Annotated in this window: 19 protein-coding genes; 6 read left to right on the forward strand and 13 right to left on the reverse strand. The window is 64.8% G+C overall.

The window, feature by feature from the left end:
• Positions 1 to 78 precede the first annotated feature (78 nt).
• Genes Q6A48_RS23840 through Q6A48_RS23855 form a run of 4 tightly spaced genes read right to left on the reverse strand, consistent with a single transcriptional unit; the run spans position 79 to position 2,676 of the window.
• Positions 79 to 1,392, reverse strand: a complete 1,314-nt coding sequence (locus Q6A48_RS23840) for a sensor histidine kinase (protein WP_304556858.1) — start codon at positions 1,390 to 1,392, stop codon at positions 79 to 81.
• Complete coding sequence (locus Q6A48_RS23845; protein WP_304556859.1) at positions 1,389 to 2,057, reverse strand: response regulator transcription factor; 669 nt, start codon at positions 2,055 to 2,057, stop codon at positions 1,389 to 1,391. Before Q6A48_RS23845 ends, Q6A48_RS23840 begins: the two co-directional genes overlap by 4 nt.
• Positions 2,057 to 2,368, reverse strand: coding sequence for a PepSY domain-containing protein (locus Q6A48_RS23850; protein WP_304556860.1), 312 nt, complete (start codon positions 2,366 to 2,368; stop codon positions 2,057 to 2,059). Before Q6A48_RS23850 ends, Q6A48_RS23845 begins: the two co-directional genes overlap by 1 nt.
• Positions 2,368 to 2,676 (reverse strand): PepSY domain-containing protein, encoded by a 309-nt coding sequence (locus Q6A48_RS23855; protein WP_304556861.1) that lies wholly within the window; start codon positions 2,674 to 2,676, stop codon positions 2,368 to 2,370. The genes Q6A48_RS23850 and Q6A48_RS23855 overlap by 1 nt, the downstream gene beginning before the upstream one ends.
• A 152-nt stretch (positions 2,677 to 2,828) precedes the next feature.
• On the opposite strand from Q6A48_RS23855, the gene Q6A48_RS23860 reads away from it, so the two are divergent.
• The 6 genes from Q6A48_RS23860 (at position 2,829) to Q6A48_RS23885 (ending at position 9,368) form a co-directional block, all read left to right on the forward strand.
• The gene (locus Q6A48_RS23860; RefSeq protein WP_304556862.1) at positions 2,829 to 3,908 is read left to right on the forward strand and encodes a patatin-like phospholipase family protein; all 1,080 of its coding nucleotides are present in this window, start codon (positions 2,829 to 2,831) and stop codon (positions 3,906 to 3,908) included.
• A gap of 83 nt (positions 3,909 to 3,991) precedes the next feature.
• The gene (gene queD / locus Q6A48_RS23865) at positions 3,992 to 4,348 is read left to right on the forward strand and encodes a 6-carboxytetrahydropterin synthase QueD (RefSeq protein ID WP_025212792.1); all 357 of its coding nucleotides are present in this window, start codon (positions 3,992 to 3,994) and stop codon (positions 4,346 to 4,348) included.
• Between the two features lie 325 nt (positions 4,349 to 4,673).
• Positions 4,674 to 5,945 carry a cytosine permease gene (codB, locus tag Q6A48_RS23870; protein ID WP_304556864.1) on the forward strand — a complete coding sequence of 424 codons (1,272 nt, stop codon included), beginning with the start codon at positions 4,674 to 4,676 and terminating at the stop codon, positions 5,943 to 5,945.
• Positions 5,946 to 5,957: 12 nt separating this feature from the next.
• Entirely contained in the window at positions 5,958 to 7,205 is a 1,248-nt protein-coding gene (gene codA, locus Q6A48_RS23875; protein WP_304556865.1) for a cytosine deaminase, read from the forward strand.
• A gap of 231 nt (positions 7,206 to 7,436) precedes the next feature.
• Complete coding sequence (locus Q6A48_RS23880; protein WP_304556866.1) at positions 7,437 to 8,090, forward strand: carboxymuconolactone decarboxylase family protein; 654 nt, start codon at positions 7,437 to 7,439, stop codon at positions 8,088 to 8,090.
• Between the two features lie 126 nt (positions 8,091 to 8,216).
• Positions 8,217 to 9,368, forward strand: coding sequence for an MFS transporter (locus Q6A48_RS23885; RefSeq protein ID WP_304556867.1), 1,152 nt, complete (start codon positions 8,217 to 8,219; stop codon positions 9,366 to 9,368).
• Between the two features lie 190 nt (positions 9,369 to 9,558).
• On the opposite strand, the gene Q6A48_RS23890 is transcribed toward Q6A48_RS23885, so the two are convergent.
• The 9 genes from Q6A48_RS23890 to Q6A48_RS23930 form a co-directional block, all read right to left on the reverse strand.
• Complete coding sequence (locus tag Q6A48_RS23890; protein WP_304556868.1) at positions 9,559 to 11,997, reverse strand: TonB-dependent siderophore receptor; 2,439 nt, start codon at positions 11,995 to 11,997, stop codon at positions 9,559 to 9,561.
• Between the two features lie 97 nt (positions 11,998 to 12,094).
• On the reverse strand, positions 12,095 to 13,078 hold the full coding sequence (locus tag Q6A48_RS23895) for a FecR family protein (RefSeq protein ID WP_304556869.1): 984 nt from the start codon (positions 13,076 to 13,078) through the stop codon (positions 12,095 to 12,097).
• A gap of 37 nt (positions 13,079 to 13,115) precedes the next feature.
• Positions 13,116 to 13,616: a sigma-70 family RNA polymerase sigma factor gene (locus Q6A48_RS23900; protein WP_304556870.1), complete on the reverse strand. Its 501-nt coding sequence runs from the start codon at positions 13,614 to 13,616 to the stop codon at positions 13,116 to 13,118.
• 178 nt (positions 13,617 to 13,794) lie between these two features.
• Positions 13,795 to 14,235: a carboxymuconolactone decarboxylase family protein gene (locus Q6A48_RS23905; protein WP_053146771.1), complete on the reverse strand. Its 441-nt coding sequence runs from the start codon at positions 14,233 to 14,235 to the stop codon at positions 13,795 to 13,797.
• Between the two features lie 281 nt (positions 14,236 to 14,516).
• Positions 14,517 to 15,959: a mechanosensitive ion channel family protein gene (locus Q6A48_RS23910; protein WP_304556871.1), complete on the reverse strand. Its 1,443-nt coding sequence runs from the start codon at positions 15,957 to 15,959 to the stop codon at positions 14,517 to 14,519.
• 104 nt (positions 15,960 to 16,063) lie between these two features.
• Positions 16,064 to 16,930 (reverse strand): pirin family protein, encoded by an 867-nt coding sequence (locus Q6A48_RS23915; RefSeq protein WP_304556872.1) that lies wholly within the window; start codon positions 16,928 to 16,930, stop codon positions 16,064 to 16,066.
• 234 nt (positions 16,931 to 17,164) lie between these two features.
• A complete protein-coding gene (locus Q6A48_RS23920; RefSeq protein ID WP_304556874.1) occupies positions 17,165 to 17,779 on the reverse strand; it encodes a response regulator transcription factor in 615 nt (204 codons plus the stop codon).
• Positions 17,780 to 17,893: 114 nt separating this feature from the next.
• A complete protein-coding gene (locus Q6A48_RS23925; RefSeq protein ID WP_304556875.1) occupies positions 17,894 to 18,328 on the reverse strand; it encodes a PleD family two-component system response regulator in 435 nt (144 codons plus the stop codon).
• Positions 18,329 to 18,486: 158 nt separating this feature from the next.
• Positions 18,487 to 21,714 carry a transporter substrate-binding domain-containing protein gene (locus tag Q6A48_RS23930; RefSeq protein WP_304556876.1) on the reverse strand — a complete coding sequence of 1,076 codons (3,228 nt, stop codon included), beginning with the start codon at positions 21,712 to 21,714 and terminating at the stop codon, positions 18,487 to 18,489.
• Between the last annotated feature and the right edge of the window lie 333 nt (positions 21,715 to 22,047).

Below are 22,047 nucleotides of genomic sequence, written 5' to 3' on the forward strand. Positions count from 1 at the left end.
GCGGTGGTTCAGTGAAAAAATGGATAGCTGACCCACCGCATTCGCGAGCAAGCCCGCTCCCACGAATAGGATGCGATATCAGCGTCGCGGCAACTCGATCATGACCTTCACCCCGCCCCACTCGCTGTCGCGCAGCGTGAGCGTGCCGCCCCAACTGTCGACGATGTCCCGCACGATCCCCAGCCCGAGGCCGTGGCCATCGGTTTGTTCGTCCAGCCGTGTGCCGCGGCTGAAGACCTGGTCGCGGCGATCTTCCGGGATGCCCGGGCCATCGTCTTCCACCGCCAGGGTGTAGGTCCCGGCCGTCTCGGTCACCGCCAGGCGGACCTCGGCGTCGGCCCACTTGCAGGCGTTGTCCAACAGGTTGCCCAGCAATTCCAGCAGGTCCTCGCGGTCCCACGGCAGTTGCAGGCCGGGCGGCCCGAGGTAGCTCAGCTGCAAGTGATCGCCGTGGATCATGTTCAGCGTCGCCAGCAACCCGGGCAGTTCGGCGTCGCAATCCAGGTGCGCGCCGGGCAGCGCATCGCCGGCCAGCCGGGCGCGGTTGAGTTCGCGGTTCAGGCGCTGGCGCACTTGCTCCAGTTGTTCGAGCAACAGCTGGCGCAACTCGGGGTACGGGTCGAGTTTTTCGTTCGACGCCAGGCTTTGCAGCACCGCCAGCGGCGTTTTCAAGGCGTGGCCGAGATTGCCCAGGGCGTTGCGTGAACGCTTGAGGCTGTCCTCGGTGTGGGCCAGCAGGTGGTTGATCTGCGCCACCAACGGTTCCAGCTCCCGCGGGACCTGCTCGTCGAGCTGCGAACGCTGGCCGCGTTGCAACTGCGCAATCTGCTCCCGGGCCCGGTCCAGCGGACGCAAGGCCCGGCGCACGGTGAGGCGTTGCAGCAACAGGATCAGCAGCAGCCCCGCCAAGCCCAGGCCCAGGCCGACCTGCTGCATCCGGCGGAAACTGTCGCGCACCGGGGTGTAGTCCTGGGCGACGCTGATGGAGATGGCCTGGCCCAGGCGCCGGTAGTCGGTGCGCAGCACCAGCAGCTTCTGGCCCTCGGGGCCCAATTGCAGGTTGCTGTGCAGGCCCGGGTGGTCGAGCCGGGGCAATTCCTGGTCCCACAGCGAGCGGGAGCGCCAGTGGGCATCGGCAAAGTCGATGCGAAAGTAATGCCCGGAAAACGGCCGCTGGTAGGCCGGCGACAAGCGTCGCTCATCCAGTTGCAGGCCCTGGGGGCCACGCACCAGCGCCACCAGCAGGTTCTCGCTGTCGTTGCGCAGGCCGGCTTCCAGGTAACGTTGCAGGCCCAGCTCGAACAACCACAGGCTGGTTTGCGCCAGCACCAGGCCCACCACCACCATCACGCCGATCAGGCCCAGGCTCAGGCGGCGCTGGATCGACCTCACTGCGCCTGCCCGCCGAACCGGTAACCCTGGCCGCGACGGGTTTCGATCACGCTGCGGCCCAGTTTGCGCCGCAAGTGATTGACGTGGACCTCCAGCACATTGGAATCGCGCTCGGTCTCGCCGTCGTACAGGTGTTCGGCAAGGTGACTCTTGGACAGGATCTGCTCGGGGTGCAACATGAAATAGCGCAACAGGCGGAATTCGGCGGCGGTCAACTGGATGTCGGCGCCGTCCCGGATCACGCACTGGCGGCCTTCATCCAGGTGCAGCCCGGCCGCCTGCAGCGTCGGCTGGTTGAACTGGCCATGGGAGCGACGCAGCAGCGCCTGGATCCGCAGGTGCAGTTCTTCGGGATGAAAGGGTTTGGTCAGGTAATCGTCGGCCCCGGCCTTGAGGCCTTCGATGCGTTCGGCCCACGAACCGCGGGCCGTCAGGATCAACACCGGCGTCGACAGGCCGCCAGCGCGCCATTGGGCCAGCACTTCGAGCCCCGGCACGCCGGGCAGGCCCAGGTCGAGGATGATCAGGTCATACGGCTCGCTGCTGCCCTGATACACCGCGTCGCGCCCGTCGGCGAGCCAGTCGACGGCGTAGCCCTGCCTTGTCAGCCCGGCCATCAGTTCGTCGGCCAGGGGAACGTGATCTTCCACCAGGAGCAGGCGCATCAGTCTTCCTTATCTTTGAGTAAACGGCCGGTGGCGGCCTCCAGGTCCAGTTCACGCACGACACCGTCGGTGTCCAGCAACTCGACCTCATAAATATAGACGCCGTGCTTTTCCTCCAGCTCGGCCTCCAGCAGCTTGGCGCCGGGGTGGAGATCCATCGCCTGCTGCAGCAGGTGCTCCAGCGGCAGGATCACGCCCTGCTGGCGCAGGTGCAGGGCTTCGTCCTGGTCCAGGTCCCGGGCCACCACCACCGAGCAGAACGCCAGCAGCGCCAGCGCCCAGCGGCTGCGGGCGCGTAAATTAAGCTTCATTACGTATCCTGATGATTCTTGAGTACCTTGCCGGTGACGGCGTCCAATTCCAGGTCCCAATCGATACCCTCGGCATCGCGCAACTCAACCTGGTAAATGTACTTGCCGTACTCTTCTTCCAGCTCGGAATCGGTGACGGTGGCGCCCGGGTGTTCGGCCAGGGCGGCGGCGTCGAGTTTTTCGAAGGTCAGGATGGTACCAGCGTCTTGCAACTGGCGGGACTCGTCGGCGCCCAGGTCGCGGGCGTGGGCCAGGTTCGCGTTGAAGGCCATGAGGGTCGCGATGAATAAGGCAGTCAGGCGGTTCATGGGTTGTCTCCTTTTTATAGTCGTCACCGGGGCACAGTAGCGAGGTGAACTTAACTGAAACTGAATTGCCATCATCGAACCCAGGTCAAGGTGTCCTCCCACAGGGACTTGTGTCGCTATAATCCTTCGCTTGCTCAAGTCGCGAGACCGGTATGACTGCCATCCACATCAAGTTTCCCGCTCTTACCCTCAAGGCCGGCCCCCGTGCGTTCGCGCGCATTCGCCAGGCCGGCTTGAACGCCGCCGACGTCGGTACGTTGCCAGGTGCCGCCGGCGGGCCGAAAGCCCTCGGTATCCAGGGCCTGGACCTGGCGCTGTTCGGCGAGTGGCTGCCCGCCGCGCCCCGGGAGCGCTCGCTGATCGGCGCCTCGGTGGGTTCCTGGCGCTTCGCCAGTGCCTGCCTGCCGGATGCCGCCGAGGGGATCCGGCGCCTGGGCACCTTGTACAACGAGCAGAGCTTCGCCAAGGGCGTGACCATGGCCAGCGTGAGCCGCAGTTCGCAACGCATGCTCGACGACTTGCTCGAAGGCCGCGACGCCACCCTCCTCGACAACCCGTACTACCGGCTCAACATCATGGTGGTCAAGAGCCACGGCTGGCTGGCCCACGATCATCGCGGCCGGCTGGGCCTGGGCCTGTCGTCGGTGATCGCCGACAACCTGCGCGGCCGGGCGCGGCTGTCCCGGCATTTCGAACGCCTGATCATCCACGATCCGCGCCTCGCCCCGCCCCTGCATCCGCTGGAGGACTTTCCGTCCCGCTTCGTGCCCCTGGGCACCGCCAACCTGCGCCAGGCGCTGCTGGCGTCGGGCTCGATCCCGATGGTGATGGAGGGGGTGCGCGACCTGCCCGGGGCCGGGGCCGGCACCTACCGCGACGGCGGCCTGCTGGATTACCACCTCGATCTGCCCTACAGCGGCGAGGACATCGTGCTGTACCCGCACTTCACCGACCGGGTCATTCCCGGCTGGTTCGACAAAGGCTTGCCGTGGCGCCGGGCCAGCGTCGAACGCCTGCAGGACGTGCTGTTGCTGGCGCCATCGCGCGAGTACCTGGCGCGCCTGCCCTACGGCAAACTGCCAGACCGCAACGACTTCAAGCGCTTCATGGGTGATGACCCGAGCCGCCGCACCTATTGGCGCAAGGCGATGGACGAAAGTCGTCGGCTCGGCGACGAGTTCCTCGAACTCACCGCCAATGGTGGCCTGGCCGACCGATTGCTGACCCTTTAGTCAGCATGGCCGCGCAGCGTCGGCGGCAAACTGATAGACTGCGCCGCCTGCCTCGCGACCGATATTTCAAAGAGCCCGAACCTGTGGAAATTTTCAAAGAATTCACCTTCGAATCCGCCCATCGCCTGCCCCACGTGCCGGAAGGCCACAAGTGCGGGCGCCTTCACGGGCATTCGTTCAAGGTAGCGATCCACCTGAGCGGCGACATCGACCCGCACACCGGCTGGATCCGTGACTTCTCGGAGATCAAGGCGATCTTCAAGCCGCTCTACGAGCGCCTGGACCACAACTACCTCAACGACATCCCCGGCCTGGAAAACCCCACCAGCGAAGTCCTCGCCAAGTGGATCTGGAACGAGCTCAAGCCGTTGCTGCCGGAACTCAGCGCGATCCGCATCCATGAGACCTGCACCAGCGGTTGCATCTACCACGGCGAATAATCCCAATCCCTGGTCGCAAGCGAGCTTCCTGTGCCGCGCCCCCTGAAAAAACCCTAGCCCTTGTGGGAGCGGGCCTGCTCGCGATAGCGGCCTGTCAGTCGATACCGATCCAACTGACCGATGCCTTCGCGAGCAAGCCCGCTCCCACAGTGGGGCTTGCATGCATGGGCAATGAGACCTGTGTTCCAACTTGAATCACCGCCGCACCGCTTTCGACCCCATCGCCCTACCCAATTCCCAGGATTGTCTATACATAACCTCGCGATCACTCGTTTGGCACGGCCGCTGCACGCTTGCGATATCCCCCACCCGCAAGGACCGCCCCATGACCCAGAACGATCCAGGCAATGACTATCCCCTGAGCGAAGTCCCGCTGCATGCCCGCAAGGGCCTGGCCTCCACGGCCATGGTACTGCTGGGTTTCACCTTCTTCACCGCCACGATGTTTGCCGGCGGCAAGCTGGGGGTGGCGTTCGGTTTTGCCGAGATGCTCACGGTGATCGTGATCGGCAATCTGCTGCTGGGCCTGTACGCGGCGGGCCTCGGTTACATCGCCTTCAAGAGCGGGCTCAATTCGGTGCTGATGGGGCGCTTCTGTTTTGGCGAGGTGGGCAGCAAGCTCAGTGACCTGGTCCTGGGCTTCACCCAGATCGGCTGGTACGCCTGGGGCACGGCGACGGCGGCGGTGGTGCTGGGCAAGTATTTCGAATTGAGCGAGGGCACCGTACTCGGGTTGATGATGCTGTTCGGCCTGGGGTTCTGTGCCACGGCCTATGTCGGTTATCGCGGGCTGGAAATCCTCTCGTACCTTGCCGTACCCGCCATGGTGCTGTTGCTGATGCTATCGATGTGGGTCGCGACGGCGAAGGTCGGCGGCCTGGAGGGCTTGCTGGCGGTGGTGCCGACCGGCAGCCTCGACTGGTCGACCGCCATCACGCTGGTGTTCGGCACCTTCGTCAGCGGCGCGACCCAGGCGACCAACTGGACACGATTCTCCCGCTCGGCGAAAGTCGCGGTGCTGGCGAGCCTGATCGGCTTTTTCCTCGGCAACGGCCTGATGGTGCTGATCGGCGCCTACGGGGCCATTGTCTATCAACAACCGGACGTGGTCGAAGTGCTGCTGTTGCAAGGCTTCGCCATGGCGGCGATGGCGATGCTGCTGCTCAATATCTGGAGCACCCAGGACAACACCATCTACAACTTCGCGGTGGCCGGTTGCAACTTGCTGCGCACCCGCCGGCGCAAAGCCGTGACCCTCGGCGGTGCCGTGATCGGCACGCTGCTGGCGCTGCTGGGCATGTACGACATGCTGGTGCCGTACCTGATCCTGCTGGGCACGGTGATTCCCCCGATTGGCGGGGTGATCATGGCCGATTTCTTCTTCCGTTGGCGCGGTCGTTATCCACGCCTGGCCGAAGCCCGGTTGCCGGCGTTCAACTGGCCAGGGCTGCTGGCCTATGGGCTCGGCACGCTCGCCGCGTTCAATTCGCCGTGGGTGGCGCCACTGGTAGGAATCGCCACGGGCGCGCTAACGTATGTGTTATTGATCGGCGTGATGGGTACTCGCAGCGCTGACGCCCCCCTACAAGACCTATAAAGGATTTGCCCGATGCACATCATCAACGCCCGCCTGCGCAACCACGACGGCCTGCATGAACTGCACCTGGAAAATGGCCTGATCGCCAGCATCGCCCGCCAGACCGAGGCCCCCAGCCTGGGCCCGCAGGACCTCGATGCCGGCGGCAACCTGGTGGTGCCGCCCTTCGTCGAGCCGCACATCCACTTGGACGCGACCCTCACCGCCGGCGAGCCGCGCTGGAACATGAGCGGCACGCTGTTCGAAGGCATCGAGTGCTGGGGCGAACGCAAGGCCACCATCACCGAGGAAGACACCCGGACCCGCGCCAGCAAGACCCTCCAGGCCCTCGCCGCCCATGGCATCCAGCACGTGCGCACCCACGTCGACGTCACCGACCCGGCGCTCACGGCCCTCAAGGCGATGCTGCAGGTGCGCGAGGAAAACCGGCACCTGGTCGACATGCAGATCGTCGCGTTTCCCCAGGAAGGCATCGAGTCCTACCGCAATGGCCGCGAGTTGATGGAGGAAGCGATCCGCATGGGCGCCGACGTGGTGGGCGGTATCCCGCATTTCGAGTACACCCGCGACCAGGGCGTCAGCTCGGTGAAGTTCCTGATGGACCTGGCCGAGCGCACCGGTTGCCTGGTGGACGTGCATTGCGATGAAACCGACGACCCGCACTCGCGCTTCCTCGAAGTGCTGGCCGAGGAAGCCCGCAGCCGCGACATGGGCGCCCGGGTCACCGCCAGCCACACCACGGCCATGGGCTCCTACGACAACGCCTATTGCGCCAAGCTGTTTCGCCTGCTCGGGCACTCGGGCATCAGCTTCGTGTCCTGCCCCACCGAGAGCATTCACCTGCAAGGTCGCTTCGACAACTTCCCCAAACGCCGTGGCGTCACCCGGGTCAATGAACTGCTGGAGGCCGGGATGAACGTGTGCTTCGGCCAGGATTCCATCGTCGACCCGTGGTACCCCCTGGGCAACGGCAACATCCTGCGGGTACTGGAAGCGGGGCTGCACATCTGCCACATGCTCGGCTACCGCAACCTGCAGAGCGCCCTCGACCTGGTCACCGACAACAGCGCCAAGGCCATGGCCCTGGGCGAGCGCTACGGGTTGGCGCCCGGACGCCCGGCGAACCTGCTGATTCTCTCGGCCGACAGTGACTACGAAGTGATCCGCAGCCAAGGCCTGCCGCTCTACTCGATCCGCAACGGTGAAGTGTTGGTGAAGCGGCAGATGCCGGTGGTGGAGTTTGGGCCGCAGGTGGGTTGATTCGCTCTGCGGGAGGTCAGTTGTATCGAGGGTGAATGGGCTGTCGTCTTCGCGAGCAGGCTCGCTCCCACAGGGGAACTCACTTTGTGCTCGCTGAAGATCGACTGTGGGAGCGAGCCTGCTCGCGATGGCGGCCTGTTCTTGTCTCGTAACCTGTCAGATCCGACAGGTGCGGAACCGACGGTTAGCCAGTACTTTGCCCATCAGCCTCCAACGCAAGGATGACCCCCGATGAGCCGCAAACCTGCCTCCAACCCCATGGCCGAGCTCTACAGCGAAGGCCGCAAGCACTTCATCGAGCTCGTGCCCGACGGTGGCGCACGCCTCGACGCACTGTTCCACACCGCACCGGCGCTCGGCGAGCTGGCGGTGGGCGTGGTGTACGGTCATTTGCAGAGTCGTCCAGGCCTTGATCCACGCCTGCGGGAGGGTGCGACGCTGGCCGCCATCGTGGCCGCCGGCATGATCGGGCCACCCTTGAGCGTGCACTTGAGGACCGGGCTGGCGTCCGGCCTGGCGCCGGGGGAAATCGTCGAGCTGGTGGTGCAGGCTTCTGCCTTCACGGGTTTTCCCAGGGCCGTTTCCACCGCCGATCAGCTCAATCGACTGTTCGAGGACCTCGGCCTGGCCTCACCGCCGCCGCCCACGCCGCGAGCAGTGGCCCTGGCCTTTTGCGAACAGGTGCGCAGGGGCCGACCGCCCGTTCCGGTCGACCCCGCTATCAAGCAAGCGTTGCGCCGGGCCCAGCACCTGTCGGTCCACGCTTCGTCGGCGCAAACCGTGATCGTCGAATGCTTCGATGACCCCGCCTCGCTGGCGGCCCTGCTCTACTTCGACATCGAGGCGGAACAGGTGAAACGCATCAGGTTGTTCGAGGCACGCTGAGCCCGCGGTTTCAACGAAGACGTGGCAGCGCGTTGGCACCTTGGGGTCGCGGTGCGGTCAGTGGATATGCAAGCATAGGCACCCTGCCTGCATCACCGCACCGCCCGAAACAACCAAGGACGATTCATGACCGCCATCACCCCTCCGCCCACCTTTGTCCCCGGACGCCTGGAACAGATGTCCACGCGCATCGCCTACCTCATCGCCGGCGTCGGTATCGCCGCCTGGGCGCCGCTGGTGCCTTACGCCAAGGTGCGGGCGAACCTGGACGAAGGCACGCTCGGCCTGCTGTTGTTGTGCCTGGGCGTGGGGTCGATCCTGGCGATGCCGATTTCCGGTGCGCTGGCGGCGCGGTTCGGCTGCCGTCGGGTGCTCACTGGCGGCACGATCCTGATCTGCCTGGCGTTGCCGCTGCTGGCGACGATGGACGCGTTGCCGTGGCTGGTTGGCGCCTTGTTCCTGTTCGGCGCCGGGCTCGGCACCGTGGACTCCACCGTGAACCTGCAAGCGGTGATCGTCGAGCGGGCCAGTGGCAAGACCATGATGTCGGGCTTCCATGGCATGTTCAGCCTCGGCGGGATCGTCGGCGCGGCCGGCGTCAGCGCCCTGCTCGGCCTGGGGTTGTCGCCCCTGGGGGCGACGCTGGTGGTCAATGCCCTGCTGCTGGTGGCCTTGTTCAAGGCTGCGCCGCACCTGCTGCCCTACGGCAGCGAGAGCTCGGGACCGGCGTTTGCCATCCCCCACGGCGTGGTGCTGTTCATCGGCGTCCTGTGCTTCATCGTGTTCCTCGCCGAAGGCGCGGTGCTGGACTGGAGCGCGGTGTTCCTGGCCACCGAGCGCGGGGTGGCGACGGCCTACGCCGGGCTGGGCTATGCCGCATTCGCACTGACCATGACTGTCGGCCGGCTGACCGGTGATGCGGTGGTGCACCGCCTGGGCGCCCGCCGCGTGATCATCTATGGCGGTGCGACCGCTGCCGCCGGGTTCGTCCTGGCGACCGTGGCCCCGATGTGGCAGGCCGCGTTGCTGGGGTATGCGCTGGTGGGTGCCGGCTGTTCGAACATCGTGCCGGTGCTGTACACCGCCGTGGGCAAGCAGACGCTGATGCCCGAAGCGATCGCGGTGCCGGCCATCACCACCATCGGCTACGCCGGCATCCTCGCCGGTCCGGCGCTGATCGGCTTCGTCGCCCATGGCAGCAGCCTGAGCATGGCCTTCGGGCTGCTGGCGTTGTCGCTGGTGGTGGTGGCGGCCAGTGGCAAAGTGTTGAAGGTCTGAGGCCTCCCCGCTCTTGTGGCAAACAGACTCCCTGTGGCGAGGGGATTTATCCCCGCTGGGCTGCGCAGCAGACCCAAAGCAGCAGACTCAATCTGCCTGACACACCGAGTGGGTGATTTTAGGGCTGCTGCGCAGCCCAGCGGGGATAAATCCCCTCGCCACAAAGATGAACCTCAGCCTGGGGTCTTGCTCAAAACCCCACGCTGGCCTGCACAAAGAACGTACGCGGTGCCCCCACGTAGATGCCCGAGTTGTTGTCGCTGGAGCGGGTGTAGTACTGGTGATCGAACAGGTTCTTCACCCCGGCGCCGACTTTCAGGTTCGACAGCTGTGCACCGAAGTCATAGCCGGCGCGCACGTTCCAGAGCACGTAGCCCGGCATGTCGCCGTACTGCCCATCGGCGGTGCCATCGGTAATGTAGTCGCCGCTGAAGCTGCCATCGGCGTTCACGTTGTTGCCCGGTGAGCGCTGCTTGGACTGGGCGAAGGCGTCGAGGTTGTAGGTCCAGCGGTTGACGTCGTAGCGCAGTCCCACGTTGGCCACCTGGCGGGAATAGAACGGCAGGTCACGGCCCTTGAAGCTTGGGATCTCGCCTTCGTACGTCGCCCGGGTGTAGGTGAAACCGGCGTTGGCGGTGAGGCCGTCGAGGCGTGGGTCGAGCGCGGCCATGTCGTAGTGCACCGAAGCTTCCAGGCCCTGGTGCTTGGTCGCGCCCATGTTCGTCCAGCCCACGTCGTTGCTGATGTATTGCAACTCGTCGTCGAAGTCGATGTAGAACAGCGTCACTTCACCGCCCCACACATCATCGTTGTAGCGCGTGCCGATCTCGTAGGTCTTGGCCTTCTCCGGGCTCAGGCCATTGGCGGTGTCGTTGCCATTGCCGCCCTGGCCGAGCTGGAAGTATTGCAGGCTGCCGAACGAGGTCTCGTAGTTGGCGAACAGCTTCCAGGCGTCGGACAGGTGATACATCACGCTCAGGGCCGGCAGCGGTTCGTTGCTGTCGATGCTGCGGCGTTTTTCCTGCACGGGGCGGCCGGTGGTGTCGAGCACCGGGCGGTCGTGCCATTCGGTGCTGATGCTTTCGAAGCGGAGGCCTGGAGTGAGGGTCCACTTGCCGACATCGATCTTGTCATCGATGTAGACCGCATGGGCTTCAGTGCCGCCGGTGCGGTCCTGGTAGACGTGGCCATCGGCCCCCGGGCGTACCACCGGTTCGTTATTGCGCAACGCCAGGCGGCTGGCCTCTTCGTGCATGCCTTCCTTGAGGTAGCGATAACCGACGCTGGCTTCCTGGGTGGTAGGGCCGAGGTCGAACACGTGGGACACCCGGGGCTCGATGCCGAAGGTGTAATAGGTACGCGGGTAGGACACCAGGTTGCGCTGGTCCCGGGAGGCGATGGTGCTGCCACGGTAGCTGTCGGAGTAATAGGTCAGCACTTCGGCCTGGGTACGCTCGTTGATCTCGCGGATCCACTTGAACGACACATCCTTGCGCCGGCCGCTGAAGTTGTCCCAGTCGCGGTCGGACTGGTACGGGTCCGCGTCGTACTGGGCCTGGGTCAAGCCACCGGGCATGTCGGCCCTGGCGTCGTAGTAATGGAAATTCAGCGAGAAGTCGTCGACATCGGTCGGCGCCCAGTGGGTCTTGAGAATCACGTCGTCGATGTCATTGCCGTTGTTGCGCTGGCGATACCCGTTGCCGTTGACGCCCGAATACAACAGCGCCACGCCCAGGCCGTTGTCGGCGGTGCCACCGAGAAAAGCCGTGTCGATGTGCTTCCAGCCGCCGCGCTGGGAGGTTTCCAGGGTGGTGCCGATTTCACCGGTGGCTTTCTCCGGGATGGCCCGGGTCACGAAGTTGATCACCCCGCCGACGTTCTGCGGCCCGTAGCGCACGGACCCGGCGCCGCGCACGACGTCGATGCTGTCCAGGTTGCCCGAGGAAATCGGCGCCATGGACAGTTGCGGCTGGCCGTAGGGCGCGAACGCTGCCGGTACGCCGTCGATCAACACCGTGGAGCGTGGCGACAAGCGCGAGGTCAGGCCGCGCACGCCGACGTTCAGGGAAATGTCACTGCCGCCCGTGCCGTTGGCGTCCTGCACCTGCACACCCGGCACCCGCCGCAGTACGTCGCCGACGTTCATGGCGCCCTGCTCCACCATCGCTTCGCGGCGGATCACCGTACGCGCACCGGGGTGGTTCTGCACCACTTCGGCATTGGCATCGCCGAGCCAGTCACCGACCACCTGGATTTCAGTCGCGTCCAGCTCCAGCGGGCCGGCGCTGGACGCCGAAGGTGCCGGCAACAGCGTCACCGAACCCTGCTCGATCTGGTATTGCAGGCCGCTGCCCTGCAGCAATTGGCGCAAGGCCGCTTCCGGGGACAAGTTGCCATCCACCGCTGGCGCTTGTTTGCCGGACACCAGCTCGGGGTTGAAGAACACTTGCAATGAGGTCTGCTGGCCGAGCTGGCTCAAGGCTTGCCCCAACGGCTGCGCCTGGATGTGAATGGCGGTGGCGGCCTGGTCGGCAAACGCCTGGGGCAATGCAGCGCTGACCGCCAGGGTCAGGGCCAGGAGCGGCCAGCGCGCCGGGGTACGGTGGTTGTTTTTGGCGATTTTATTCACGTCGAACCTTGTCCTGTTGATCGCAAGAATACGCGTCTGTTAATGCAAACCAGTTGCAGTAGGACAAGAAGACGAAGAACTCGGAAAAAACCTGAATCTATCGTGCGATTATTTCCTGGCTGCCGTCATCCAGGTTGCGTACGGCCACCGGCAGGATGTTCGGCAGCGCCTTGAGCAGTGCCTCGGGGTCGTCGGCGCGGAACACGCTGGTCAGGCGCAGCTTGCCCACCGCCGCGCTGCCGACCCGCAGGGGCTGGGTGCGATAACGGGAGACTTCTTCAGCCACTTCACTCAAGGGCGCGTCATTGAATACCAGTTTGCCGTTGCGCCAGGCCGTGAGTGCATCGGCGTTGATCGCGTACGGTGCGGCGACTTTACCCTGGGCATCGATCTGGGTGCCGAGGCCCGGCGTGAGGCTGACGAACAGTGCCTTGGGCTCACCGCGCCCCTGGACCTTGACGCTGCCCTGCGCCACCGCCACCCGGGTCTTGTCCGTATCGCGGCGTACGTCGAAGCGCGTCCCGGTCACCGTCACCTGGCCGTTGCCCGCCTCGACGGTGAATGGCCGGCCGGCATCATGCTCGACCGTGAACAACGCCTCGCCTTCGGTCAACTCCACCCGGCGCTGACGGTGCGCGAACTGAATACGCACCCGGCTGCGGCTGTTGAGCTCGATCACCGAACCGTCCGGCAAGGCGATATGCCGGCGCTCGCCGAGGGCGGTGGCGTATTCGCCGCTGTAGTCGGTGGAAGAACTCAAGCCGCTGAACAACCCCAACCCGAGCGCCACCGCGAACAGCCCGGCGGCGACCGCGTAACGTAGCAGCGGCCGGCGCCTGGGACGTTCGGCAGGTGGTTCGCACAGTGCTCGCAGGCGTTCCTTGGGCAGCAGGTCCGTGGCGCTCCAGATGCCCTGGAGCAATTGAATCTCGTCACGGTGATTGGGATGCTCGTCCAGCCAGGCTTCAAAACCCTGGCGCTCCTCGACACTCATCGCGGGCGCTTGCAACCGCACGAACCATTGCGCCGCCGCGTCGCGAACCCTGTCCTGCCCGCACGGGCATTCACGGCTATCCATCATGGAAGGTCCTGTGGCTCAGGTGAAAGAGGGCGACGGATCATTGGCCTGGTCCTTCCAGGCGATCGCGCAGATGCCGCAGGGTGCGGATCATATACTTTTCCACCATATTTTTTGACAGGCCCAGGCGCTCGGCGATTTCCGCCTGGGTCAGGCCTTCGATCTTCTGCCAGACGAACACCGTGCGGCAGTTGGCCGGCAGCTCGGCAAGCGCCCGCTCGATGGAGTCCGCCAGTTGGATCGCGTGCATGAAGTGCTCCGGGTCGCCCGAAAACGACTGGCCAGGGTCGATGACAGCCTCTTCCATGGCCCCCCGTCGATCTTCGCGCCGATAGCCATCCACTGCAATGTTGCGCGCCGTCTGGTGCAGATACGCCCGCGGCTGCTCGACCCCGCTCGAATCGGACTCAAGCACCCGCACGAAGGTGTCATGGGCCAGGTCCTCGGCCTGCTGGCGATTGCGCAGGCGACGGGTCCACGTGCCGATCAACTCTTCGTAATGCTCGAAAAAGCCGGGTCTGCGGGGCAGCTTGGGGGTCATCACGGCGCGCTGTGGGAACGGAGCGTGAATAGTAATGCTTCCTATTAATGCGAAGCAAACCCATTACGGCGCCTGTCGTCCGACGCGTTAAACCGAAAAATCACTCGTATGGGAATAAATACCTGTGGGAGCGAGCTTGCTCCCACAGGTTTGCTCCAACAGGTCGTTTTGCTTGCAATTACGCCTCGGGCATCTTGCGGAAGCCCACCGCCAGGCGGTTCCAGCCGTTGATGGCGTTGATCGCCACGGTCAGGTCGACCATTTCCTTGGGGTTGAAATGCTCGCTCAGCAGCGCGTAGTCGGCGTCCGGCGCGTGGGTTTCGCTCAGGCGTGTCAGGGCTTCGGTCCAGGCCAGCGCGGCGCGTTCGCGGCCGGTGAAGAATGGCGCCTCGCGCCAGGCCGTCACGGCGTAAAGGCGTCGTTCGGTCTCGCCGTCCTTGCGCGCATCGGCGGTGTGCATGTCGATGCAGAAGGCGCAGCCATTGATCTGCGAGGCCCGCAGCTTGACCAGCTCGATCAGGGATTTTTCCAGGCCCAGTTTCGAGACGGCGGTTTCCAGGGCGAGCATGGCTTTGAAAGCGTCGGGGGAAGCGGTGTAGAAATCGATGCGCGGTTGCATGGTGAACTCCAGGACAAAGGTGTGTGTGGCGCTACGTTAGCCCTGCGGTGGCGCAGGACAAATAGCCAATTGTTTGGAAGTTCGGGTGGCCAATGGAGAAGCGATGCGGCCTTTTGGCAATGAACACAGACTTATTGTGGCGAGGGGATTTATCCCCGCCGGGCTGCGCAGCAGACCCAAAGCAGCAGACTCAATCTAGCTGATACACCGAGTGAGTGATTTAGGGCTGCTGCGCAGCCCAGCGGGGACAAATCCCCTCGCCACAGGGTCCAAGACGGGCATCAGGCCCGGCTACGCAGCCATTGCAGGAAGCGTTTCTTGGCCACCGGCTTGGGGGCTTCGCGCGTCAGGTTCTCGGCCAGGTGGATGCGTATATCCAGCAGGTTCTTCATCGCGTCGCTGATGTCGCGGCGTGCTTCGAGGCACGGTTTGAGGTAGCTGTTCTCGATGCGATAAAGGCTGCAGAACGTCTTCGCCGAAAAATTCGCCAGGGTGGCCTGCTCGGCGACGATGCCCGCTTCGCCGATGACCTCCCCCGGGCCCATGCGCCCGCCTTCGAGCGTCAACCCATTGCGCACCAGGGTGACGCTGACCACGCCGGACTCGATGATGAACAAGTGGTCGCTGACCTCCCCCGCCGGCAGGATCATGTCACCGGGGCGGAAGGTCTGCAGGGTCATGTTCTGGCTGAAGGTGTCTTTTTCTTCCTGGCGCAGGGTGGAGAAAATGCTCGAGCTTTCCAGCAACGCCCTGGGCCGCGAATACGCGCTGGCCGCCGCGCTTTCCGTGGTGGACAACAAGCTGATGCCCGACGACCGCAGGTGCCGGAACGCCAGGTCGTAGAGTTGATTGCGCACGTCACGCTTCTGGCCCATCGACGCCACGAACCCACTGATCTCGTATTCCGCCCCGCCGCTGCCGGACGATTTGAGCGTGACGCAGGGCGCCGGGCTGGCGAGCAAGGCACGGCAGCCGATCATCGCGCGCTCCAGCGCTTCGATGACCTTTTGCGGTCGGGCGTGCGGGCTGACCTGGACGCTGATGGACAAGCCATGCACGTCGCTGGGCCGGCTGAAGTTGATGATCTTGGCCTTGGCCGCCAGGGAGTTGGGGATCACCGCCATGCTGCCCTGGGAGGTCTGGAGCCGCGTGGCCCGCCAGTCGATGTCGGTGACCCGGCCTTCGGTGCCGTCGATGGAGATCCAGTCATCGAGCTGGTAGGGCTTGGTGGTGTTGAGCACGATCCCGGAGAACACATCGCTCAGGGTGCTTTGCAAGGCCAGGCCGACGATGATCGCCACCGCGCCGGAGGTCGCCAGCACGCCCTTGACCGGCAGGTCCAGCACATAGGCCAGGGCCGCGATGACGGCGATCAGGAAGATCACCGCGCCGAGCAGGTCCTGCAACAACCGCCCGGTATGCCCGACCCGTTGCATCATCGCCGCGCCGATCAGCACCGTCAGGGTCCGCGCGGCGAACAGCCACCAGGCGATCTGCAAGCCGGTGGCCGCCAGGTGCCGGGGCACGTCGTCGACCCACTGCGCCGGCACCATCGGGTTGAGCCCCTCGTTGAACAGCAACACGCTGAACAACGAGAAAATCACCAGCCGCATGCCGATTTTCCAGTAGGTTCGCTCCGCACTGACCAGTCGCCACAACAGCAGGTCGAGCACCAACAGCACCAAGGCACCGAGCAGCGGGTGGTCGGAGATCAGAGACGGCATCGGGACAGCTCCAGGAAGGCGATTGGCAAAGATTGGCACAGAATGAATGCGCTGTAGAGGCCTCCGCGGATCCCACAGGGGAGCAGGATGGTCGCCTTTCGCCCTCAGTCGTCCATCTGCCCGAAGCGCCCGGCGTGAAAATCGCCGAAGGCCTGGTGGATTTCCTGTTCGCTGTTCATCACGAACGGGCCGTGGCCGACGATCGGCTCGTCGATGGGCTCGCCGCTGAGCAACAGCACCACCGCGTCATGATTGGCGTGCAGGCTCAACTGGTCGCCGGCCCGATCGAACAGGGCCAGTTGGCCGGCCTCGACCCGCTCGCGGCCGTTGGCCTGGACCGAACCGCGCAGCACCACCAGGGCCGTGTTGTGGCCCTCGACCAGGTCAAGGGTGAGGGTTTTCCCGGCGTGCAAGCGGATGTCCCAGACGTCGATGGGCGTGAAGGTCTTCGCCGGTCCTTGCTGCCCGTCGAAACGCCCGGCGATCAGGCGCAGGCTGCCGGCGTCGTCCTTGAGCGCAATGTTGGGAATGTCAGCCTTGAGCAGCGTCTGGTAGCCGGCCGGGGCCATCTTGTCCTTGGCCGGCAGGTTGACCCACAGCTGGACCATCTCCATGAACCCGCCCTGCCGGGCGAACGCTTCGGAATGGAATTCTTCATGGAGGATGCCGGACGCGGCGGTCATCCATTGCACGTCGCCGGGGCCGATCTTGCCGCCGCTGCCCGTGGAGTCACGGTGCTCCAGTTCGCCCTGGTAGACGATGGTCACGGTTTCGAACCCCCGATGGGGATGCTGGCCGACGCCGCGCCGCTCGGTGGTGGGGCTGAATTCGGTGGGAGCCGCGTGATCCAGCAGCAGGAACGGGCTGATGTGCTTGCCCAGTTGGTCATAGGAAAACAGCGTGCGGACCGGGAAGCCATCGCCGACCCAATGGGGCCGGGGGCTGGTGTAGAGGCCAATGATGTTTTTCATGCCGTGTCTCTCAATCAAGTGCAGCGATTCGATGACACAGCTTAAAACCCAACCCTTTGACGCACTAGACGGCAAAAACCGGCCTTAGCGTTCCATCAGAAGAACGATAGACATGAACCTGTTCGCGAAGGCGTCCGTCCCTTCAGCATCGCCGATGCAGGGGATCGTTTTCGCGAGCAGGCTCGCTCCCACACGGATATGGGCAACCCTTTGGCCGGCTCGAACGAGGAGCCTCTAGAGATGGTTGCGCTTGGCGAAATCCGACAAACCCACCAGGGATTTCAGACCGAGTTTTTCCAACAGGCGGGTCTTGTAGGTGCTGACGGTCTTGGGGCTCAGGAACAGGCTCTCGGCAATGTCCTTGCCGCGCATGCCCATCGCCAGCATGCGCAGGATGGAGAGTTCCCGCGTGGACAGGCTTTCCAGGGCCTGCTGCTCGGTGCGCTGCTGGAAATCGAGCCGGACAGATAGCTGCGGAAAGTAGGCATAGCCGGACTTCAGCGCATGGATCGCCTTGATCAATTCCTTCAGGTCGCTTTTCTTGGTCACGAAGCCCCGCGCACCCGCCGAGATGCAGCGGTTACAGAAATGCTGGGCATCCTGGGCGGTGAACACCAGCACGTTGCACCCGGGAAACTGGCCCATGATCCAGACCAACAGGTCCAGGCCATCGAAGCCGTTCATCACCAGGTCGAGGATCACCAGGTCGGGCACGCCCGCCTTGATCAGCTCCCGGGCATCGGCCACGCCACTGGCGTCCCTGACCCGGTCAAAGCCCTCGTTCTGGCAAATGAGCCGCAACGCCCCTCGGATAACAGGGTGGTCGTCCACGATCAATACGTCTTTCAAGGCTGTTTCCCCGGTCAATATAAAAGGCGCCGATGCCCTGGCTGCAACGGACTTTTCCACACGCGACAGGCCCTGCCACCTGTCAGGATCGACAGTGCGGACCAACGGCCCGCCTCAACCGCCACGGCCCTGTCTCAAGGGCCGCGCCCAGGTTTGCAGGGGTTCGCTCTGCGGCGGGTCGACCCGTTCCATCACCCGCTGCAACGCGGCCAGGTCAGGCAACGGCGCGTGGCTCAGGTGCAGGCTGGATCGGCGCGCGGCCGGCACCGGCGACAGGCCGATCTGCTGCACGTTGTAGAGCATGGCGTTACGCACCTGCGGGTTGTAGAGGATGAAGTCATGAAGGTTCAACGCCCCCTCCGCCAGCCCGGCATTGACCACCACCAGGTCGAAGGGCTCGCTGCCGTACTCCACCAGCGTCAGCAGCGCTTGCACATCGCCCACCGGGACAATACGAAAATAGCCCTGTTGATTGAACAGGCGCTCCAGCACGATGCGATGGGTATGTTGGGTGTCGGCAATCAGGATACGTAGTGCTTTGTTCGGCATGGCAGGCATTCCACTAGCAACGCGTCCGGCAGGATCCGGCTCGTAGACGTTAAGGGGCGTCAGGCTAGAGGAAGCTTTTGAGAGGCGCTGTAGGACTATTCCCAAAATAGAGCAGGACGTATTCCTTGTGACGATGGGATTCGTCTTAGGAAGGCGTTTCATGCGGCACCCGGCCCGGATATCCCGGCCATGTACCGGTCCAGTCGTTCCGCCAATCGAGCCATGGCCCCGCGCAAATCCGCCACGGCAGCCGCGAGCACCGTCCGGTCGGCCGCGCGACAGGCGTCTTCCAAGGCCTCGCAGGCATCGATCACCGGCTGCGCCTTGATCATCCGCGCACCGCCCTTGATCCGGTGCGCCAGGTCCGCCAGGCCTGGCAGGTCGCGCCGATCGGCCAGGCGCAGCAACCGGGCTTCGTCTTCTACCTGGCTGCTGACCAGTTCCCGCAACAGTTGCCCGAGGGAATCGGTGTCGCCGCCGGTGAGTTGCTCAAGGGTGGACAAGTCGAAGGCGGCGCCGGGCGGCGCTGGCGCCACCTCCGCCCGGACCTGGGCCAGGTGCGCGGCGAGTTCCCGCAGGCCGATGGGCTTGAACAGGCAGTCGTCCATCCCCGCTTCGGCGCACCGCTGTTTTTCCTCGGGCTGGGCATTGGCCGTGAAGCCGAGGATCACCGTGGCCGGCAAGCCGCCGGCGCGTTCCTCGGCGCGGATGGCGCGGGCCAGTTCGTAGCCGCTCATCAACGGCATGTTGCAATCGGTGATGAGCACATCGAAGGGTTCGCCGCGCCAGGCCCGCAAGCCCTGTTCCCCGTCCGCCGCGGTTTGGACGCGATGCCCCAGGTAGCCCAGTTGCTGGTTCAGCAGCAGGCGGTTGGCCGGGTAATCGTCGACCACCAGGATGTTCAGCGCCCGCATCGCCGCCGGCACCTCGGCCTCGGCGGGCGGCGCGACGAGCCGGTCGTCGAGCAGTGGCAGGCTCAGCAGCACTTCCACCTGCGTGCCCTCGCCCGGCACGCTGCTGAGCTGCAACGTGCCGCCCATCATTTCGCACAGGGTACGGCTGATCACCAACCCCAGCCCGGAACCGCTGCGGGCCGACGCGGAGGCCTGGCCGGCCTGGGTGAACGGGCTGAACAGGCGCCGCTGGTCCTCGGGGGAAATCCCGCTGCCGGTGTCCTCGACCCGCAGGCACACGTCCAGGCGCGCGCCCTCCAGGCCAGGTTCGCCGCGCACGTTCAGGCGCACCTCGCCCCGCTCGGTGAACTTGATCGCGTTGCTCAACAGGTTCGACACGATCTGCTTGAAACGCAGCGGATCGATCAACACATCGCGACGCAGCGTGGCGTCCACGTCCACTTGCAGGCGCAGCTGTTTCTGCCGGGCCAGGCCTTCGAACATGCGCGCCACCGACTCGATCAGTTCATGGAGGGACGCGCGTTCCGGCGCCAGCGAGAGTTTGCCGGACTCGATGCGGGCGATGTCGAGGATGTCGCCGATCAAGCCCAGCATGCCCCGGGCCGCCGTGGAGGCGACCTCGATGGCAGAGCGGTCGACGACGCCCTGGTCGGCTTTTTTTTGTGCCAGTTCCAGCATGCCGATCACCGCGTTCATCGGCGTGCGGATTTCATGGCTCATGGTCGCGACGAAGGTGGTCTTGGCCCGATTGGCGTCGTCGGCGCTTTGCTTGGCCACGCGCAACTGCTCCAGCAGGCGCCGCAGGTAAGCGACCCAGCCCAGGGTCACCAGCAACAGCAGCGCGGCGATGGCGAAGCCGCGCAGGATGGTGGTGCGGTTGCGCAGCCAATAGCTGTCGTCGATCACCACTTCACTGCGCCAACGGTTGGTCAGCTCGTCCATTTCCTCGGGGGAAATGCTCAACAGCGCCTTGTCCAGGATCGAGTGCAGCTCCGTTGAATCGCGCCGGGTGACCAGGGCCACGCGCGCCGGCAAGGTGCCCACGGTGCTGGTGACTTGCAGGCGATCGCGGTATTGGCGGGAAATCAGGTAGCGGGCGCTGATCAACGAATTGACCGCGCCTTCCACCGTGCCGGCGGCCACCATCGCCATGGCGTCGGCCGCGCTTTCCGCCGACACCAGGTGCACGCCGGGGAAGGCCTCTTGCAGGTAGTCGCGCAGCGCATTGCCCGGCGCCAGCGCCAGGCGCTTGCCGTCCATCTGGTCCAGGGTCAGCGCGACCTTGCGCGGCGTCACCAGCACGAACGGAGGTGTCAGGTACGGCCGGGTGAAGCGCAACTGGTCCTCCAGTTCCGGGCTGACGGGAGCGGCGGCCAGCACGTCGGCCTTGCCAGTGCGGACTTGCTCGATGAGCTCGTTGAGCGTGCTGCCGCGCTGCAGATCGAATTTCAGGCCGGTGCGCAGGCTGATCCTGGCCAGCACATCGGCGCTGATGCCGCGTAACTGGCCTTCGTCATCGAAGAACGTCAACGGCGGGAAGTGCTCGTTGACCGCCACCTTGATCCGCGGGTGGGCATCCAGCCAGCGCTGTTCCCTGACGCTGAAATGCAGCGCCCGCTGCCCTGGCATGCTGGCGCCACCGGCACTCCAGCGGCGCAGGATGTTCATGCGCTCGCCGGCCGGAATGGCCTGCAGCGCGGCGTCGAGGATCCTCAGCAGGCGCGTGTTGTCGCGGCTGACCGCGAAGGCGAACGGCTGCACCTCCAGGCGCGAGAAGTCCGCCAGCTGGACATTGTTCAGGTAGTTCTTGCTGATCAGGTAATGGGCGCTGATGGAATCGCCCAGGTAGACGTCGGCCTGGCCGAACGCCACGGCGCCGATGGCGCTCAGGGTCGAGGGGTACAACTGCAAGGACGCCTCGGGGTAGAACGCCTTGACGGTGTCCGGCGGCAAGTAGTGATACAGCATCGCCACCCGCTTGCCCGCCAGGTCCGGCGGCAAGTCCTGGCTGTCGTCGATGCGCGCCACGAGCGTGGGCAGGTCGTCGGCGTAGGCCTGGGACATCGCCAGTTGTGGATCGCCGGCCTCGAAGCCGTTGGCGTTGCCGAGCATGTCGATCTCGCCGCCGCGCAGGGCCTGTAGCGATTCGGCCCGGGATGGATAGCGCAGGACCACCACCTCGACCTGCAAGAGCTGCCCCAGCAGTTGCGCATAATCGGCGGTCAGGCCTTCGTAGTTGCGCCCATCGCCGCTCATGCCGAACGGCGCGTAGTCCGGCGCCGACTCGCCGAGCCGCAACGTCCCTTTCTGGCGCAGCCAGGCCCGGTCCGCCGCACTCAGGGACACCGAATAGTCGTCCACACTCGAACGCCCGAGCACCTGCAAGGACTCGGGCGCCGCTTGCACCAAAGGCGTCACACTCAACGAGCCCAGCAACAGCGCCGCCAGGCCGGTGCGTAAAAGCTGCATCATCGGGGTCAGGTTGCATCGCTTGGCAGAGTCCGCCCGAATACCACCGACTTCACGTCAAGTCAGGGCATCCGGCTGATGGGTTCAGGCTGCCAATGCGGGAGAACAGCGAACCGTCCTTGGGCCGGCCAAACGGTGGCAGGCGTGGACTGAGTGTAGGAAATTTCTGAGGAATTGCCCGAAATGCATCATAGGCTCTGGCAACGACCATCCCCTGCTCGCGAAAGCGGTAGACCTGCCAACAAGAATGTTGAATGCACCTCCGCCTTCGCGGGCAGGCCCGCTCCCACCCTGGATCTGCATCCGGCCAGAGATCTCCAGGCCACACAAACACCT

The organism is Pseudomonas citrullilanati (genome assembly GCF_030580855.1).
Taxonomy (GTDB): Bacteria; Pseudomonadota; Gammaproteobacteria; order Pseudomonadales; family Pseudomonadaceae; genus Aquipseudomonas; species Aquipseudomonas citrulli.